Origin of the sequence: Citrobacter sp. MGH103 (assembly GCF_001034475.2) — a bacterium.
Lineage (GTDB): Bacteria > Pseudomonadota > Gammaproteobacteria > Enterobacterales > Enterobacteriaceae > Citrobacter > Citrobacter freundii.
Window position 1 is genome coordinate 304,206 of sequence record NZ_CP073043.1, and the last position, 16,134, is coordinate 320,339.

Here is a 16,134-nt window from a genome sequence, read left to right on the forward strand (position 1 = left end):
CGGCTTTTTTACATCAGATTGCCATATTTAACAGCAGACACCCTACCAGACCGCACACGGAGATAATGGTTTCCAGCATTGACCATGACTTGATGGTTTCACCGATGGTCAGGTTGAAGTACTCCTTGAACAGCCAGAAACCTGGATCGTTCACGTGGGAGAAGATGACAGAACCGGAACCAACCGCAATAACCATCAGCTCAGGGCTTACGCCGGTTGTTGCAATCAGCGGCGCCACTATCCCACCAGCGGTGATCGCTGCAACGGTTGCGGAACCCAATGCGATACGCAGTACTGCAGCGATAGACCATGCCATCAGCAGCGGAGACACGTTAGAGCCGTGCATCATTGAGGCGATGTATTTGTCCACGCCGCTATCAACCAGAACCTGTTTGAAGGCACCGCCGCCGCCGATGATCAACAGCATCATCGCAATGATTTTGATTGAAGACACCAGCGTGTCGTTAATCTGATCCATCGAACGTCCGCGGTTCAGACCAAACGTGAACATCGCAATCAGCACTGCAATCAGCGTTGCCATGACCGGGTCACCGAGGAATTCTGCAACCGTCAGGAAAGCATGACCTTTCGGCAGAATCATCTCCGCCACGGCGCGCATTGCCATCAGAATAACCGGGACCAGAGAGGTCCAGACGCTGACGCCAAAGCCTGGCATCTCTTCTTCAGTGAAGGTTTTTGCGCTGTACAGACCTTCCGGGATTGGCTTATCAATGCCTTTCAGGAAACGTGCGTATACCGGACCGGCGAGAATAACGGTCGGGATTGCCAGAATCGTACCAAACAGCAGGGTTTTACCCATATCTGCGTGGAAAATGGTGGCAATAGCGGTTGGACCCGGGTGCGGTGGCAGGAAGCCGTGCGTTACGGACAGTGCCGCAGCCATTGGCACGCCAACGTACAGCAGCGGGATATTGGCAGCAGCGGCAATGGTGAACACCAGCGGCAGCATCAGTACGAAACCAACTTCGTAGAACAGGGCAAAACCAACGGTGAAGCCGGTTAATACCACCGCCCATTGAATATGTTTTTTGCCGAATTTAGCAATCAGGGTGGTTGCGATGCGCTGTGCGCCGCCGCAGTCCGCCAGCATTTTGCCCAGCATGGCGCCAAAACCCATAATCAGGGCGAGGCTGCCAAGGGTTCCGCCGACGCCGGCTTTAATTGAACCGATGACTTTATCCAGTGGCATCCCTTGCATCAATCCGACAGCAAGCGCCACCAGGACGAGAGCGATGAAGCCGTTCATTTTGAAACGGATCATCAGGAGGAGTAACAAGATTACACCGATAGCAACGATGACTAATGGCATGATTTACCTGGCCTTAACTTTGTTATGGGTAACGTCAGTGTTTAGATGACAAATTCCGATTGTCCCGACCGGGAACAGAGTATTCTCAGCACCAATGCTGGTTGCCAGCAAAACTAATCAGTTTAGCGGACTATTATGTGTGTGTTAGGTGCTGATGTGAATGATACGGGTAACATGTGGCGCTTGAAAATCACCTGGGCAGGCAAAATTTAAATTATGAGAGGCTGGTCAAATTATGCAGGGGATTATTACAGGGTACGTGCAGAGAAATGTAAGGGCGTAGGCCGGATAAAGCGTTTACGCTGCCATCCGGCATCGATGCCCGGTGGCGACGCGGATGCGTCTTACCGGGCCTACAAGTCTGGTCGTTAGTAGTAAGAGTGCTCGCCGCGCTGGTGTTCGGTTAAATCGCGAACGCCTTTCAGTTCAGGGAATTCAGCCAGCAGCTGCTTCTCGATACCTTCTTTCAGCGTCACATCGACCATTGAACAGCCGTTACAGCCGCCGCCAAACTGCAGAATGGCGTAGCCTTCATCGGTGATTTCCATCAGAGATACGCGACCACCGTGGCCAGCCAGCTGTGGGTTGATCTGCGATTGCAGCATGTACTCCACGCGTTCCATCAGCGGCGCATCATCGGCAACTTTACGCATTTTGGCGTTTGGTGCTTTCAGGGTCAGCTGGGAGCCTAACTGGTCGGTAACGAAATCGATTTCTGCATCTTCCAGATACGGTGCGCTCAGTTCATCAACATATGCGGTCAGCAGGTCAAATTTAATGGCGGTGTCGGTTGCTTCCACGGCGTCCGGCGGACAATAAGAAACGCCGCATTCAGCGTTAGGCGTGCCGGGATTAATCACAAATACGCGGATTTGTGTCCCTTCTTCCTGATTTGCCAGCAGTTTGGCAAAGTGCGCTTGTGCAGCATCGGAAATATGGATCATAGTAATGGCCTAATAGTTGACTATTTTACTTGGTTATAATACGCCCATCATCGAGGCTCTACAAGGTTCGACACAGGCACCATACCTGGACAGTCGCCGCGCCGTTGCGTAAAAGCAGCTGCGCGATTTCCGCGACGGTACTTCCGGTAGTGACGACATCATCCACAATAACCATATGGAGTCCCTGCACCGGCAATTCAAGGCGAAAGGCATTTTTCAGGTTACGTTTACGTAATCGGGCGCTGAGGTGGTGCTGTGTGGCGGTTGCCCGAACCCGCGAGACGGTCCGGCTGTCCCAGTCGCAACCCAGCCATCGTGCAAGCGGACGGCACAGTAAATCGCTCTGATTAAACCCTCTGCGCCAGTGTCGGCGTTGCCAGAGCGGGACGCTGACCAGCCTGTCCGGCAGAGGAAGAGCGCTGGCGCGCCGGGCCTGTAGTACCTCCAGCAACAGCAAACGCGAAAGAGCGGAGGCTGTTTCGCTGCGTCGTGAAAACTTGAGCTGGTGGATAAGTCCGCTCAACGGCGGAACATAGTCGCTGACGGTGACCAGCCGCTGCCACGGCGGCGGTTTTTGCAGACAGCGCCCACAGGGAATGACGGTATGAGCGGCAGGGAGTCCACATTGGGGGCATAGGCTGGCGTGTTGGCGCGTTGCCCGCGTACAGACTGAGCAGATCCCCCAATGCCCTAACGTCAGGGGCATTCGGCATAGCCAGCACAATCCCGGTACTGTTAGCATAGATGCATCCTTTCAGGCTAAAAGAGAACAATAACTGATGAATGACATCTGGTGGCAGACCCAGGGTTCGGGAAATTGCCATCTTGTGCTGCTGCACGGATGGGGACTGAATGCGCAAGTGTGGCATTGCATAAGCGAGGAACTGAGTTCGCATTTTACGCTGCATCTTGTCGACTTACCGGGATTTGGTCGTAGCCAGGGTTTCGGTGCAATGTCGCTGGAAGAGATGGCTGAGCGGGTATTGAATCAGGCACCGGAGAAAGCTATCTGGCTCGGCTGGAGTCTGGGCGGGTTGGTCGCGAGTCAGGTAGCCCTAACGCATCCTGAGCGTGTTCAGGCGCTGGTGACCGTCGCGTCTTCCCCTTGCTTTAACGCGCGGGATGAGTGGCCGGGTATCAAGCCAGAGGTGCTGGCAGGCTTCCAGCAGCAGCTGAGCGAAGATTTCCAGCGTACAGTGGAGCGTTTTCTGGCATTGCAAACGATGGGTACTGAAACCGCGCGTCAGGATGCGCGAGCGTTGAAGAAAACGGTGCTGGCTTTACCCATGCCGGAAGTCGAGGTGCTTAATGGCGGGCTGGAGATCCTGAAAACGGTCGATCTGCGAGAACCGCTGTGCACGGTGGAAATGCCTTTCCTGCGGCTATACGGCTATCTTGATGGCCTGGTGCCGCGCAAAGTCGTCCCGATGCTGGATGCCCTGTGGCCGCAGAGCGAGTCGTTGGTGTTTGCTAAGGCGGCGCATGCGCCGTTTATCTCGCATCCGGCGGAGTTCTGCTCAGCGCTGGTGGCGTTAAAACAACAGCTATAGCCAATGTTGATTTGCCCGGTAGCGTCGCGCTTGCCGGGCCTGAAATTAATGCGGTTGCGCAGGCAGGTCTTTAGCGCTAAGCCCGGTAATTCTGAGTATTGTTAATCTGTCGATACCATCCGCTAGCATGGTCGTCGCGATGCGCAAAGCTTCCTCTCGTTTGCCTTGTTGTAGACCTGTTTGTAACCCCTGTTGTAATCCTTTCCTATGGCCTTCCTGAAGACCATTAAAATGTCCTTCCTGCCGTAGCCTCTCAGCGATTGTCATCAATCTCTCCTTGTGTTGGGGTAAACGTTCGGCGACTTCATGAATAAATTCCCCAAAATGCATGGTGTCTCCGGCTTGCATCAGGTAATTAAACAAGGCTTTCAACTGGTTGTCATTAGCGTGTCCTTTAACAAGCAGGATGGCCAGTTTTTCTACCAGCCCCATTAAATCGCGTTTACGGATATGTTTTTGGATGAGTTCCAACAGCGCCATCCGGCGATGCTGCATAATCTCGTCATCGGGCATAACGGTGATATCGATCAATGGAAACGCGGTGCTATAAAGCTGTCTGGCGGACTCTGGGTCATCAAACTCGTCCAGCCAACAAAGTGAATAGGGGTATGGGCTTGCTGCACCATGATAAAAAAGTAGGGGGATTACCAGAGGCAGCTTCTTATGTCCCGCATCCAGATGACGCTGCATTACCGCAATGGCATAGCGCATTAGCCGAAATGCCATGTGAGCATCGGCGCTGCTTTGATGTTCAATAATGGTGTAAATGTAACCATCACCTTCGCGAGTTTTTAACGACCACAGCACGTCGGAATAGTACGCGCGTAAATCGTCCTCGATAAAGCTGCCTGATTCCAGTTGCAGCGTTTTAAGATCGCATAGTTTTTGTAAAGAGGCTGGAAGATGGAGCTGAAGAAAGTCGCGTGCGGTTGCCGGGTGGTTTAAGAACGTTTTGAAAATCGCGTCATGCGGCGTAGCAGTCGTGTCAGTATTCATGGCGATCCGTCACCTGAGAAACAAGATGACGAGACTCTACTTTCATGGTCGGCAGTAATCATCCACGAATTAATAACGATGCGTAGCTGGCTGGAGGATAGATCTTTTTTGCTGAAATAATGAAATCTATGTGGAATCCATTACGCAAAAAAGCCGGATATCTGCATAAACGAATTATCCGGCCTGGACGTTTGCATCATTTGTAGGCCGGATAAGCGTAGCGCCATCCGGCAAATAGCATCTGATTAGCGTAAAGCCCACCATTCGCGCAGGCAGGCTTTACCTTCCGGGCAACTTTTGCAGCTTCCGGAAAGACACCCGTCGGCATCTTCCTGAATCCGCACCGCTTTGCCCATCTTTTCTAACTGATTCAGCATGGCGTCAATCATGGGCTGCGGGGTATGCAGCGTGTGGCTAATTTGTGTTGCCTCCATACGCCCCCGCAAAGCCAATAAATCACGAACCTGAATAAGTGATGCCATTGTCGATAACCTTAGTGGCAATCGCCAGTCGTGCTGGAACAGCAGGAACTCGCCGTTCTGTTGGTTGCCAGCAGTGCGAGGTCCACGCGGCTGCGAGCTCGACGCAGTAGGCCCAGCAACACGATGTTAAACAGGATGACCGCTAAAATGCACACCAGGCTGTAGGTCGGGTGCTCTTTGTAGCTGACCGTCTGATAAAACAGCGTCGACAGAGAGTAGGCGATATTCAGGCCCCACAGAATCGAGAAACTCATCCAGCCACGGCTGGATTCACGTGCGATAGCGCCCATCACTGAAATGCACGGCACATACAGCAGAACAAAGATCAGGTAGCTGTACGCGGCTGCGGCGCTGCCAAATTTCTCGCCCATCACGCCCATTGCGCCCGTCGCCATTTCGCCGTCGCCCTTGCTGGCTTCGATAGGGTTAGCCAGTACGCTCAGGCTGAAGGTGTCTTTCAGGCTTTGCCAGGTTTCATCCACTGCGCCGATCAGCTCGTCACCGAGGTGGAAATCTGCCGGGTTGAACTCTTCTTCCTGAATGTTTTCCGCGGTATAGAGCGTGTTCAGCGTACCCACCACCACTTCTTTCGCCATCGCGCCGGTGAACAAACCTACGGTTGCCTGCCAGTTATCTTCGTGAACGCCAATCGGTTTAAACACAGGAGTAATAACACGGCTAACGGAGGCCAGAGCAGAGTCGTTGATGTTATCGACGATTTTCCCGCTCAGCGAGAAACTGTTAAACGCGCTGAGGAAAATGCTGACGATGATGATGACTTTACCTGCACGCAGAACGAAGCCTTTCAGGCGTTGCCAGGTCTGAATAATCAGACTCTTGATGTGCGGCACGTGATATACCGGCAGCTCCATCACGAACGGTGTTGCTTCACCACGCATGATGGTGTGTTTGAGCATCAGGCCCGTCAAAACAGCCATCACGATACCCAGTACGTACAGCGAGAAGACCGCCAGTGCGCCGTTCTGACCAAAGAACGCCGCGGCAAAGACGGCGAAAATCGCCAGACGTGCGCCGCAGGACATAAACGGCGCCATCATGATGGTCATCAGACGCTCACGCGGGGCGTCCAGCGTACGTGCGCCCATCACGGACGGTACGTTACAGCCAAAGCCGACGATCAGCGGGACGAACGATTTGCCCGGCAGTCCCAGCGCCTGCATCAGACGGTCCATCACAAACGCGGCGCGCGCCATGTAGCCGGAGTCTTCAAGGAAGGAGAGGAACAGATACATCATGCCGATTTGTGGTACCAGCGGCAGCACGGTGTTAATCCCGCCGCCAAGGCCCTGGGCCAGGAAGATGGTTAGCCAGTCCGGGAAGTGCAGCGTGTAGCCAATCCACTGAATACCATGGATAAAGAGTGCTACGGAGCCAACGTCAAACAACGGTTGCAGTGCGCCGCCGATGTTAATGGCGAGCAGGAACATCAGATACATCACGAACAGGAAAATCGGTAGCCCGAGGAAGCGGTTGAGAACGATTTTATCTACCGCGGTGGTGAAACGGCTCGGTTCTGCCGTCAGAGTATTGCTGACGGTATCGCAGATAGCGGCAATGCACTGATAGCGCGCATCGGCGATATGCAGCGCCGGATCGTCCATTGTCTCGCTCAGGCGTGCGATAGAGGCATCGAGATTTTGCGCGGCATCACCCGCATAGGCGCGGCTGTAGATATCGCCTTCCAGCATCTGCAGGCCAAGCCAGCGGCGCTGTTTGAGCGGCATATCTTTGGCCATCGCGTCGGCGAGGGAGTCCGCTTCCTGCAGCAACGGCTGGGCATAATGGACCAGCTCGACGGTGTCGTTTTCTTTGTAGCGATCGATCGCCAGCTTCAGCGCTTCAATGCCGCGGGCGCGGGTGGAAACCAGCGGAACCACCGGGCAGCCAAGACGTGCTGAGAGAGCGTCGATATCAATACGGATTTGCTGCTTTTCAGCGATATCCAGCATATTCAACGCGACGATGCAGGGGATGCCCAACTCAAGCAGTTGCAACGTCAGGTAGAGGTTGCGTTCAAGGTTTGAAGCATCGACCACGTTGATCAACAGATCCGCGTCGCCGCTTAAAATATAGTGGCAGGCAATCTGCTCATCGAGAGAGGTCTGGGATGAGATTGTCGTCAGAGAATAGGTGCCGGGTAAATCCACCAGCGTGACCTGATGGTCCGTTGTGGCGAAATGACCTTCTTTACGCTCAACGGTAACGCCAGCCCAGTTACCTACACGCTGGCGCGCGCCGGTGAGCTGGTTGAATAAAGTTGTCTTGCCGGAATTAGGATTACCAATTAAACCAATGGTTAGTTTTTTCATTTTTATAGACTCACTGTATTAACAGGAAACCGCTTCCACTTCTAATAACGCCAAATCCTTTTTACGCAATACCAGACTTACGCGACGCGTTTCGATATGGATAGGATCGCCGAGCGGGGCGACGCGTACTACGTTGAAGGAGGAGCCGGGCAGCATGCCAAGTGACAACAGTTTCTGACGATAAGCCGGGCTGATTTCACGGGCAAAGCCGGTAATTTTCCACGCACTGTCAGGAGTGAATTGCATAGGGACCTACTTATATCTCGCTAACTGGATGATTACCTCATGGGGCGACAGGGCGGCATGAGACCAGATGATTAGCCAACGTAAGGAAAGAGTAAATAATCAACAAAACAATGATAATGAGAATGGTTTCTATCATCAATAGAATAAATGTGACGGAATGTACAATTGGATAATAATTTGAGCCAATTTTGATATTCCTCAATATTTATTCTGGTAGGGAAAGAATGGTTCGCGGAGGTAATTATTGAGAATCTTAATGTTTAATTAAGGTTTCATCTGTTAATAAAGTGATAAATATATTGTGGTGAAAAGCGGGGCATATATTAAATATGCCGGATAAGGTATTGATTCCGTCATCCGGCACACGGTTTAAACTTAGCGCTTTTTACCCATTGCCGCCGCCAGCGCATCCATCATCGCGCTGTTGCCCGCAGGCTGGGCGTCACGGCCACGCGGTTTCGCCGCTTTTGGCGCCGGGCGATCGTTATTCCCGCCGCCGCGACGCGCATTGGTTTCACCCGGCTGCTCGTCCAAACGCATGGTCAGCGCGATACGCTTACGTTGCAGGTCCACTTCCAGCACTTTCACCTTCACAATGTCGCCCGCTTTCACCACGGTGTGTGGATCGTCGACGAACTTATTCGACAGCGAAGAGATATGCACCAGACCATCCTGATGAACGCCGATATCAACAAACGCGCCGAAATTGGTGACGTTGGTGACCGCCCCTTCCAGGATCATTCCCGGCAGCAGATCGTTCATGGTTTCGACACCATCGGCAAACTGCGCGGTTTTAAATTCAGGACGCGGATCGCGGCCCGGTTTTTCCAGCTCTTTGATGATGTCGGTGACGGTCGGCACCCCGAAGCGTTCGTCAGTAAAATCGGCGGCTTTCAGATTGCGCAGTTCGTTGCTGTTGCCCATCAGGTCACGCAGCGATTGCTCGGTAGCGGCCAGAATGCGTTCCACAATCGGATAGGCTTCCGGGTGAACGGTGGAGGCATCCAGTGGGTTATCGCCATGGTTGATGCGCAGGAAGCCTGCGCACTGTTCAAAGGCTTTTGGCCCCAGACGGCTGACTTCCAGCAGTTGCTGACGGTTCTGGAACTGACCGTTCTCATCACGCCAGGCAACGATATTTTGCGCCATCATGCGTGTCAGGCCGGCCACGCGGGTCAACAGCGGAACGGAAGCGGTATTGAGATCGACGCCGACGGCGTTCACACAGTCTTCCACCACCGCGTCCAGCTTACGCGCCAGCTGCGTCTGACTAACGTCGTGCTGATACTGGCCCACACCGATCGATTTCGGATCGATTTTCACCAGCTCAGCCAGCGGATCCTGCAGACGACGGGCGATAGACACTGCGCCACGCAATGAAACGTCGAGATCCGGGAACTCCTGCGCCGCCAGCTCGGAAGCCGAGTAAACCGATGCCCCGGCTTCGCTGACGATCACTTTCTGCGCGGTGACTTTCGGGAACTGTTTCTGCACGTCGAGGAAGAAGCGCTCGGTTTCGCGCGACGCTGTACCGTTACCAATCGCCACCAGTTCAACGTTGTATTTTTCACACAGCGCCGCAACGGCAACGGCGGCTTTGGCGGCCTGACCGGTGTGTGGATAAATGGTGTCGGTCGCGACCAGCTTACCGGTACCGTCAACAACCGCCACCTTCACGCCGGTACGCAGGCCGGGATCGAGGCCCATGGTGGCGCGCAGGCCGGCCGGAGCCGCCATCAGCAGGTCATGCAGGTTACGGGCAAAGACGTTGATTGCTTCATCTTCCGCGCGTTCGCGCACGGTGCCCATCAGTTCGGTTTCGAGGTGCATCAGCACTTTGATGCGCCAGGTCCAGCTGACCACGCCTTTACGCCAGCTGTCTGCCGGTGCGTTGTTCAGGCGCAGTCCCAGGTGGTTCTGGATAATCTGTTCGCCGTGGCTCTCTTTCGGTGGCTCATCGAACTGCGGATCGGCATTCAGCGAAAGCTGCAGCACGCCTTCGTTACGGCCACGGAACATGGCCAGCGCACGGTGGGATGGCACGGTAGAGATCGGTTCGTGGTGATCGAAGTAGTCGCGGAATTTCGCGCCTTCCTCTTCTTTACCGCTTACCACGGTGGAAACCAAATGCGCGTTCTTCCACAGGTAGTCACGCACTTTCGCCAGCAGCGCGGCATCTTCAGCGAAGCGTTCCATCAGGATGTAACGTGCGCCGTCGAGGGCCGCTTTGGTATCCGCCACGCCGTTGTCGGCGTTGAGATATTTAGCGGCTTCTGTTTCCGGGTCGTGAGACGGCTCGTTCCACAGCAGGTCTGCCAGAGGCTCAAGGCCTGCTTCAATGGCGATCTGTCCACGGGTACGGCGTTTAGGTTTGTACGGCAGATAGAGATCTTCGAGTTCGGTCTTACTTAACGTGCCGTTGATCGCTTTCGCCAGGTCGTCGGTCAGTTTGCCTTGCTCGCCGATAGATTTCAGGATTGCCTGACGGCGGTCTTCCAGTTCACGCAGATATCCCAGACGGGTTTCCAGATTACGCAGTTGCGTATCGTCCAGACCGCCGGTGATTTCCTTACGATATCGTGCGATAAACGGCACGGTGTTCCCTTCGTCAAGCAGGCGAACGGCAGCTTCTACCTGTTCAGCACGAGCCTGAATTTCACCTGCGATAATGCGGCAGAAAGAATCATTCATCATGGATAGCTTCGTCTATAGGATAAAAAATCAGGGGATAGTTATACGGATTGACTGACAAAAATGCCAGCCATCTGCCGGGGCTTCGGATTGTTCCGGTCTCACTTAACGTATTCAATCTCGTTCACGTACCAGCTGGCTTCGCCACCAGGGGTGTTTACTACTGCGAGATCGCCGACTTCTTTTTTCAGCAGCGCTCGCGCCATTGGTGAGTCGATAGAGATGTAATCTTTACGACCGAAGATCTCATCGTAGCCAACAATACGGAATTTGCGGATGTCGCCATCGTCATTTTCAATTTCAACCCATGCGCCAAAGAAGACTTTGCCCTCCTGCTGCGGGGAGTAATCGACGATTTTCAGATTCTCCATGCACTTGGTCAAATATCGGACGCGACGGTCGATCTCACGCAGGCGCTTTTTATTATACTGGTAGTCGGCATTTTCGCTGCGGTCACCCAGACTCGCGGCCCAGGTTACTTTTTTGGTGACTTCCGGGCGCTCTTCACGCCAGAGATAATTCAGCTCTTGTTTGAGTTTTTCATACCCTTCACGGGTTATCAGGGGCGTTTTCATCTTATTGTTTTACCTTCGACTCTGTGATGATGCGCACAATTAGTATTACGTGAGCATATCAACAGAATAAATAATGTATTGCGAGAAACATTGTATACTTAAGCTGCTGTTTAATATGCTTTGTAACAATTTAGCCTGGAATTCATACCAGAATTCGCTGGTGACTCACGTTAGCTTTCTTAAGAATATACACTTAATTGTTGCGAACCTTTGGGAGTAATAACAATGCAAGAGAACTATAAGATTCTGGTGGTCGATGACGACATGCGCTTACGTGCGCTTCTGGAGCGTTATCTGACCGAGCAGGGCTTCCAGGTTCGAAGCGTCGCAAACGCTGAGCAGATGGATCGTCTGCTGACCCGTGAGTCTTTCCACCTGATGGTGCTGGATTTAATGCTGCCGGGAGAAGATGGCCTGTCTATTTGCCGTCGCCTGCGCAGCCAAAGCAACCCGATGCCGATCATTATGGTTACGGCGAAGGGCGAAGAAGTGGACCGTATTGTAGGACTGGAAATCGGCGCTGACGATTACATTCCGAAACCGTTTAACCCGCGTGAGCTACTGGCACGTATTCGCGCAGTCCTGCGCCGTCAGGCGAATGAACTGCCGGGCGCGCCTTCTCAGGAAGAAGCGGTCATTGCGTTTGGTAAGTTCAAACTGAACCTCGGTACGCGTGAAATGTTCCGTGAAGATGAGCCTATGCCGCTCACCAGCGGTGAGTTTGCAGTGCTGAAAGCACTGGTTAGCCATCCGCGTGAGCCGCTGTCCCGCGACAAGTTGATGAACCTCGCCCGTGGTCGTGAATATTCTGCGATGGAACGTTCTATCGACGTCCAGATTTCCCGTTTGCGTCGCATGGTGGAAGAAGACCCGGCGCATCCACGATACATTCAGACCGTATGGGGTCTGGGCTACGTCTTTGTTCCGGACGGTTCTAAAGCATGAGGCGAATGCGCTTCTCGCCACGAAGTTCGTTTGCCCGCACGTTATTGCTCATCGTCACCTTGCTGTTTGCCAGCCTGGTGACGACTTACCTGGTAGTGCTGAACTTCGCGATTCTGCCGAGCCTCCAGCAGTTTAATAAGGTCCTGGCCTACGAAGTTCGTATGCTGATGACCGATAAACTACAGCTGGAGGACGGTACGCAACTGGTGGTGCCGCCCGCATTCCGTCGGGAAATTTATCGTGAGCTGGGTATTTCCCTCTATTCCAACGAGGCCGCTGAAGAAGCCGGACTGCGTTGGGCGCAACACTATGAATTCTTAAGCCATCAGATGGCGCAGCAGTTGGGTGGCCCAACGGAAGTCCGCGTTGAGGTAAACAAAAGCTCGCCGGTTGTGTGGCTGAAAACCTGGCTGTCGCCCAACATCTGGGTACGTGTGCCGCTTACGGAAATTCATCAAGGCGATTTCTCACCGCTGTTCCGCTATACGCTGGCGATTATGCTGCTGGCTATCGGTGGCGCGTGGCTGTTTATCCGTATCCAGAACCGACCGTTGGTGGATCTTGAACATGCGGCGCTGCAGGTGGGGAAAGGTATCATTCCACCGCCGTTGCGTGAGTATGGCGCTTCAGAGGTGCGCTCCGTAACCCGAGCCTTTAACCATATGGCCGCAGGTGTGAAGCAGTTGGCCGATGACCGTACGCTGTTAATGGCGGGCGTGAGCCACGATTTACGTACTCCGCTGACGCGTATTCGTCTGGCAACGGAAATGATGGGCGAAGAGGACGGTTATCTTGCGGAGTCCATCAATAAGGACATCGAAGAGTGTAACGCCATCATCGAGCAGTTCATCGATTACCTGCGTACCGGTCAAGAGATGCCGATGGAGATGGCGGATCTGAACTCGGTGCTGGGTGAAGTGGTTGCGGCAGAAAGCGGCTATGAACGTGAAATCGAAACTGCGCTGCAGCCTGGCGCCATTCAGGTGAAGATGCACCCGCTGTCGATCAAGCGTGCGGTTGCCAATATGGTGGTTAACGCCGCCCGCTACGGCAACGGCTGGATTAAGGTCAGTAGCGGTACGGAGACGCATCGCGCCTGGTTCCAGGTAGAAGATGATGGTCCGGGCATCAAGCCGGAGCAGCGTAAGCACCTGTTCCAGCCATTTGTCCGCGGCGACAGCGCGCGCAGTACCAGCGGCACGGGGCTGGGTCTGGCGATTGTGCAACGTATTATCGATAACCATAACGGCATGCTGGAGATTGGTACCAGTGAACGTGGTGGGTTGTCGATTCGTGCATGGCTTCCGGTTCCTTTCACTCGCGCGCAGGGTATCACGAAAGACGTATAAGAAAGGGAGGCGAAATGCCTCCCTTTGTTTACGGGATACAGAGTAAAACTTCTGGCTTAAATTACTTTTAATTGATTAATTATAAATGGATTTTTTTGAATTAATAAAAGCAGTTTTCTTGGTGCACCAGTCGGCTGGCGTCGTTTCGTTTCCCAGCTTTTAACCAGGTCATAACTCACGCCAACAGCTATGGCAAAATCCTGTTGGCGTAACCCTGTTGCTTCGCGGATGGCTTTAACATCAATTTCGCTAAAGGTATGTACATGTTCAGGCTTAGGTGTTTCTTCACCTTTCTCTATACGCACCATTTCTTCTGCACTGGCCAGCAAATCGGCAAATAATTCGTCTTTCATTTTGGCCTCACCACACCGGATAGCGGTGTCCTGATGATTAAAATTCCCATGATTAAATCAGCATATTGGATAAGTGCATTAAAACTCTTTTTTGCTCTTCGGTTAAATCATCCTGTTCATTTTTAGGATAGAGCAAAGCGAGATAGATTCGACCTTTGCGCGTCACGTTGTAATAGATAACCCTAATACCGCTGCGTTTGCCCATACCAGAGCGACTCCAGCGAATTTTTCTGAATCCACCTGTACCAGCGATAGTATCTCCAGCCTCAGGGTTCTCTATAAGCGCCTCTTGAAAAGCGCGAAACTCATCGTCAGGCAAAAGTAACGGACGGCGTTTACTAAATCCTTGTAGCTCAATAAATGTGAACATAGCGCGTCCTGCGCATGGGGTTGATAGTACAGATTATAGGTGTACGGAGTACATTTTAAAAGATAAACACAATAAAAAACCCCTTACCCTCTCGGATAAGGGGCTATATAACGAATCAAAAATTACAGCTTCGGTCCGGCGCTAACCAGCGCTTCACCCGCAGGGGTGTCGGTGTATTTCTCGAAGTTCTCGATAAACAGTTTCGCCAGTGCATTGGCTTTTTCCTGCCACTGCTCTGGAGACGCGTAGGTATTACGCGGATCGAGAATGCGCGTATCCACGCCCGGCAACTCGGTCGGGATAGCCAGGTCAAACATCGGCAGACGGAACGTTTCTGCGTCATCCAGCGAACCGTTCAGGATGGCGTCAATAATCGCACGGGTATCTTTGATAGAGATACGTTTGCCAGTACCGTTCCAGCCGGTGTTAACCAGATACGCCTGCGCACCTGCCGCCTGCATACGTTTCACCAGCACTTCTGCATACTGCGTTGGGTGCAGAGACAGGAATGCTGCGCCGAAGCAGGCAGAGAAGGTTGGGGTCGGTTCGGTAACGCCGCGTTCGGTACCGGCCAGTTTGGCGGTGAAGCCAGACAGGAAATGGTACTGAGTTTGGTCTGCTGTCAGGCGAGAAACCGGCGGCAGCACGCCAAATGCGTCGGCAGTCAGGAAGATAACCTTCGTTGCATGACCCGCTTTTGACACTGGCTTAACGATATTATCGATGTGATAAATCGGGTAGGAAACGCGAGTGTTCTCGGTTTTGGAACCGTCATCGAAATCAATGGAACCGTCTTCGCGTACGGTGACGTTTTCCAGCAGCGCGTCACGGCGAATTGCGTTGTAGATTTCTGGCTCGGCATCTTTAGACAGTTTGATGGTCTTCGCGTAGCAACCGCCTTCGAAGTTAAATACGCCGTCGTCATCCCAGCCGTGTTCGTCATCGCCAATCAGGCGACGTTTCGGATCGGTGGACAGAGTTGTTTTACCGGTACCGGACAGGCCAAAGAAGACTGCCACATCACCTTTTTCCCCGACGTTTGCTGAGCAGTGCATGGAGGCAATGCCTTTCAGCGGCAGCAGGTAGTTCATCACGGAGAACATACCTTTCTTCATTTCGCCGCCGTACCAGGTGCCGCCAATCAGCTGGATACGCTCAGTCAGGTTGAAAGCCACGAAGTTTTCAGAGTTCAGACCCTGCTCTTTCCATTGTGGGTTGGTGCACTTAGCGCCGTTCATCACGATGAAATCCGGTTTAAAATCAACCAGCTCTTCGTCGCTTGGGCGGATGAACATGTTTTTGACGAAATGCGCCTGCCAGGCAACTTCGGTAATGAAGCGCACGGAAAGACGGGTATCGGCGTTAGCGCCGCAGAATGCATCAATGATAAACAGGCGCTTGCCGGAAAGTTGCTGGGTAACTAATCCTTTCAGATGCTGCCAGGTTTCCGGGGAGAGCGGTTTGTTGTCGTTCTTACCTTTACCTTTGTCGGACCACCAGAGCGTGTCGCGCGTGGTGTCGTCACGGACAATGTACTTATCCTTTGGCGAACGTCCGGTAAAGATACCGGTATCAACGGCAACGGCGCCCAGATTCGTTAACACGCCACGTTCATAACCTTCCAGGTTTGGATCAAGTTCTTCCTGGAAAAGCGTGTCGTAGTCTGGATTGTAAACGATATCCTGAACGTCATTGATACCATAAGCCTTGAGATCTTGCGGGGTTAAACTGTTGTTCACACGCATTTCACTGCTCCTTAGCCAATATGTATTACCTGGAATAGTAAGGTTTTTTAGGGATTGCTAACCGCGACAAGGCTCATAGATTTACGCATCCGGGAAAATCACGGGTTACCGAATACGCTGCGACTCCTGTCACAAAGAGGCGGATATTATGGCAGGAAACCCTTTTTTGTTGTGGAAAATGTTCTTAAAACGTTAATGAAGAGTGTTTTTGGCGGGAATCTTGTGAGT

At 52.9% G+C, this 16,134-nt stretch carries 15 protein-coding genes; 3 read left to right on the plus strand and 12 right to left on the minus strand.

Features of this window, described 5'->3' with window-relative positions; translation table 11 throughout:
- Positions 1 to 13: 13 nt before the first annotated feature.
- From gntT to gntX, 3 genes are all read right to left on the minus strand, one after another.
- Positions 14 to 1,330 carry a gluconate transporter gene (gene gntT, locus SK33_RS01410; RefSeq protein ID WP_032950402.1) on the minus strand — a complete coding sequence of 439 codons (1,317 nt, stop codon included), beginning with the start codon at positions 1,328 to 1,330 and terminating at the stop codon, positions 14 to 16.
- Between the two features lie 368 nt (positions 1,331 to 1,698).
- The gene (gene nfuA, locus SK33_RS01415; RefSeq protein WP_003023509.1) at positions 1,699 to 2,274 is read right to left on the minus strand and encodes a Fe-S biogenesis protein NfuA; all 576 of its coding nucleotides are present in this window, start codon (positions 2,272 to 2,274) and stop codon (positions 1,699 to 1,701) included.
- A 58-nt stretch (positions 2,275 to 2,332) separates the two neighbouring features.
- Positions 2,333 to 3,016, minus strand: coding sequence for a DNA utilization protein GntX (gene gntX / locus SK33_RS01420; RefSeq protein WP_003848000.1), 684 nt, complete (start codon positions 3,014 to 3,016; stop codon positions 2,333 to 2,335).
- A gap of 37 nt (positions 3,017 to 3,053) precedes the next feature.
- Here gntX and bioH point away from each other — a divergent pair, with 37 nt between their 5' ends.
- On the plus strand, positions 3,054 to 3,824 hold the full coding sequence (bioH, locus tag SK33_RS01425) for a pimeloyl-ACP methyl ester esterase BioH (RefSeq protein WP_048218783.1): 771 nt from the start codon (positions 3,054 to 3,056) through the stop codon (positions 3,822 to 3,824).
- Between the two features lie 45 nt (positions 3,825 to 3,869).
- Here bioH and SK33_RS01430 read toward each other — a convergent pair whose 3' ends face one another.
- From SK33_RS01430 to greB, 6 genes are all read right to left on the minus strand, one after another.
- Positions 3,870 to 4,820, minus strand: coding sequence for an Rpn family recombination-promoting nuclease/putative transposase (locus tag SK33_RS01430; protein ID WP_048218782.1), 951 nt, complete (start codon positions 4,818 to 4,820; stop codon positions 3,870 to 3,872).
- A gap of 245 nt (positions 4,821 to 5,065) precedes the next feature.
- The gene (gene feoC / locus SK33_RS01435) at positions 5,066 to 5,302 is read right to left on the minus strand and encodes a [Fe-S]-dependent transcriptional repressor FeoC (protein ID WP_003023516.1); all 237 of its coding nucleotides are present in this window, start codon (positions 5,300 to 5,302) and stop codon (positions 5,066 to 5,068) included.
- An 11-nt stretch (positions 5,303 to 5,313) separates the two neighbouring features.
- Positions 5,314 to 7,632 carry a Fe(2+) transporter permease subunit FeoB gene (feoB, locus tag SK33_RS01440; RefSeq protein WP_032937253.1) on the minus strand — a complete coding sequence of 773 codons (2,319 nt, stop codon included), beginning with the start codon at positions 7,630 to 7,632 and terminating at the stop codon, positions 5,314 to 5,316.
- 18 nt (positions 7,633 to 7,650) lie between these two features.
- Entirely contained in the window at positions 7,651 to 7,878 is a 228-nt protein-coding gene (feoA, locus tag SK33_RS01445) for a ferrous iron transporter A (RefSeq protein ID WP_003023519.1), read from the minus strand.
- Positions 7,879 to 8,253: 375 nt separating this feature from the next.
- A complete protein-coding gene (locus SK33_RS01450) occupies positions 8,254 to 10,572 on the minus strand; it encodes a Tex family protein (RefSeq protein WP_048218781.1) in 2,319 nt (772 codons plus the stop codon).
- 98 nt (positions 10,573 to 10,670) lie between these two features.
- Complete coding sequence (greB, locus tag SK33_RS01455; RefSeq protein ID WP_003023524.1) at positions 10,671 to 11,144, minus strand: transcription elongation factor GreB; 474 nt, start codon at positions 11,142 to 11,144, stop codon at positions 10,671 to 10,673.
- 225 nt (positions 11,145 to 11,369) lie between these two features.
- On the opposite strand from greB, the gene ompR reads away from it, so the two are divergent.
- Both ompR and envZ read left to right on the plus strand, forming a co-directional pair.
- On the plus strand, positions 11,370 to 12,089 hold the full coding sequence (gene ompR / locus SK33_RS01460; protein ID WP_001157751.1) for an osmolarity response regulator transcription factor OmpR: 720 nt from the start codon (positions 11,370 to 11,372) through the stop codon (positions 12,087 to 12,089).
- Positions 12,086 to 13,438: a two-component system sensor histidine kinase EnvZ gene (gene envZ / locus SK33_RS01465; RefSeq protein WP_003837891.1), complete on the plus strand. Its 1,353-nt coding sequence runs from the start codon at positions 12,086 to 12,088 to the stop codon at positions 13,436 to 13,438. The genes ompR and envZ overlap by 4 nt, the downstream gene beginning before the upstream one ends.
- Before the next feature lie 56 nt (positions 13,439 to 13,494).
- On the opposite strand, the gene nadS is transcribed toward envZ, so the two are convergent.
- The 3 genes from nadS to pckA all read right to left on the minus strand — a co-directional run bounded on the left by nadS (position 13,495) and on the right by pckA (position 15,906).
- A complete protein-coding gene (gene nadS / locus SK33_RS01470; RefSeq protein WP_048218780.1) occupies positions 13,495 to 13,791 on the minus strand; it encodes a NadS family protein in 297 nt (98 codons plus the stop codon).
- Between the two features lie 52 nt (positions 13,792 to 13,843).
- Positions 13,844 to 14,161: a hypothetical protein gene (locus tag SK33_RS01475; protein ID WP_003847996.1), complete on the minus strand. Its 318-nt coding sequence runs from the start codon at positions 14,159 to 14,161 to the stop codon at positions 13,844 to 13,846.
- A gap of 122 nt (positions 14,162 to 14,283) precedes the next feature.
- Entirely contained in the window at positions 14,284 to 15,906 is a 1,623-nt protein-coding gene (gene pckA / locus SK33_RS01480; RefSeq protein ID WP_003023529.1) for a phosphoenolpyruvate carboxykinase (ATP), read from the minus strand.
- Between the last annotated feature and the right edge of the window lie 228 nt (positions 15,907 to 16,134).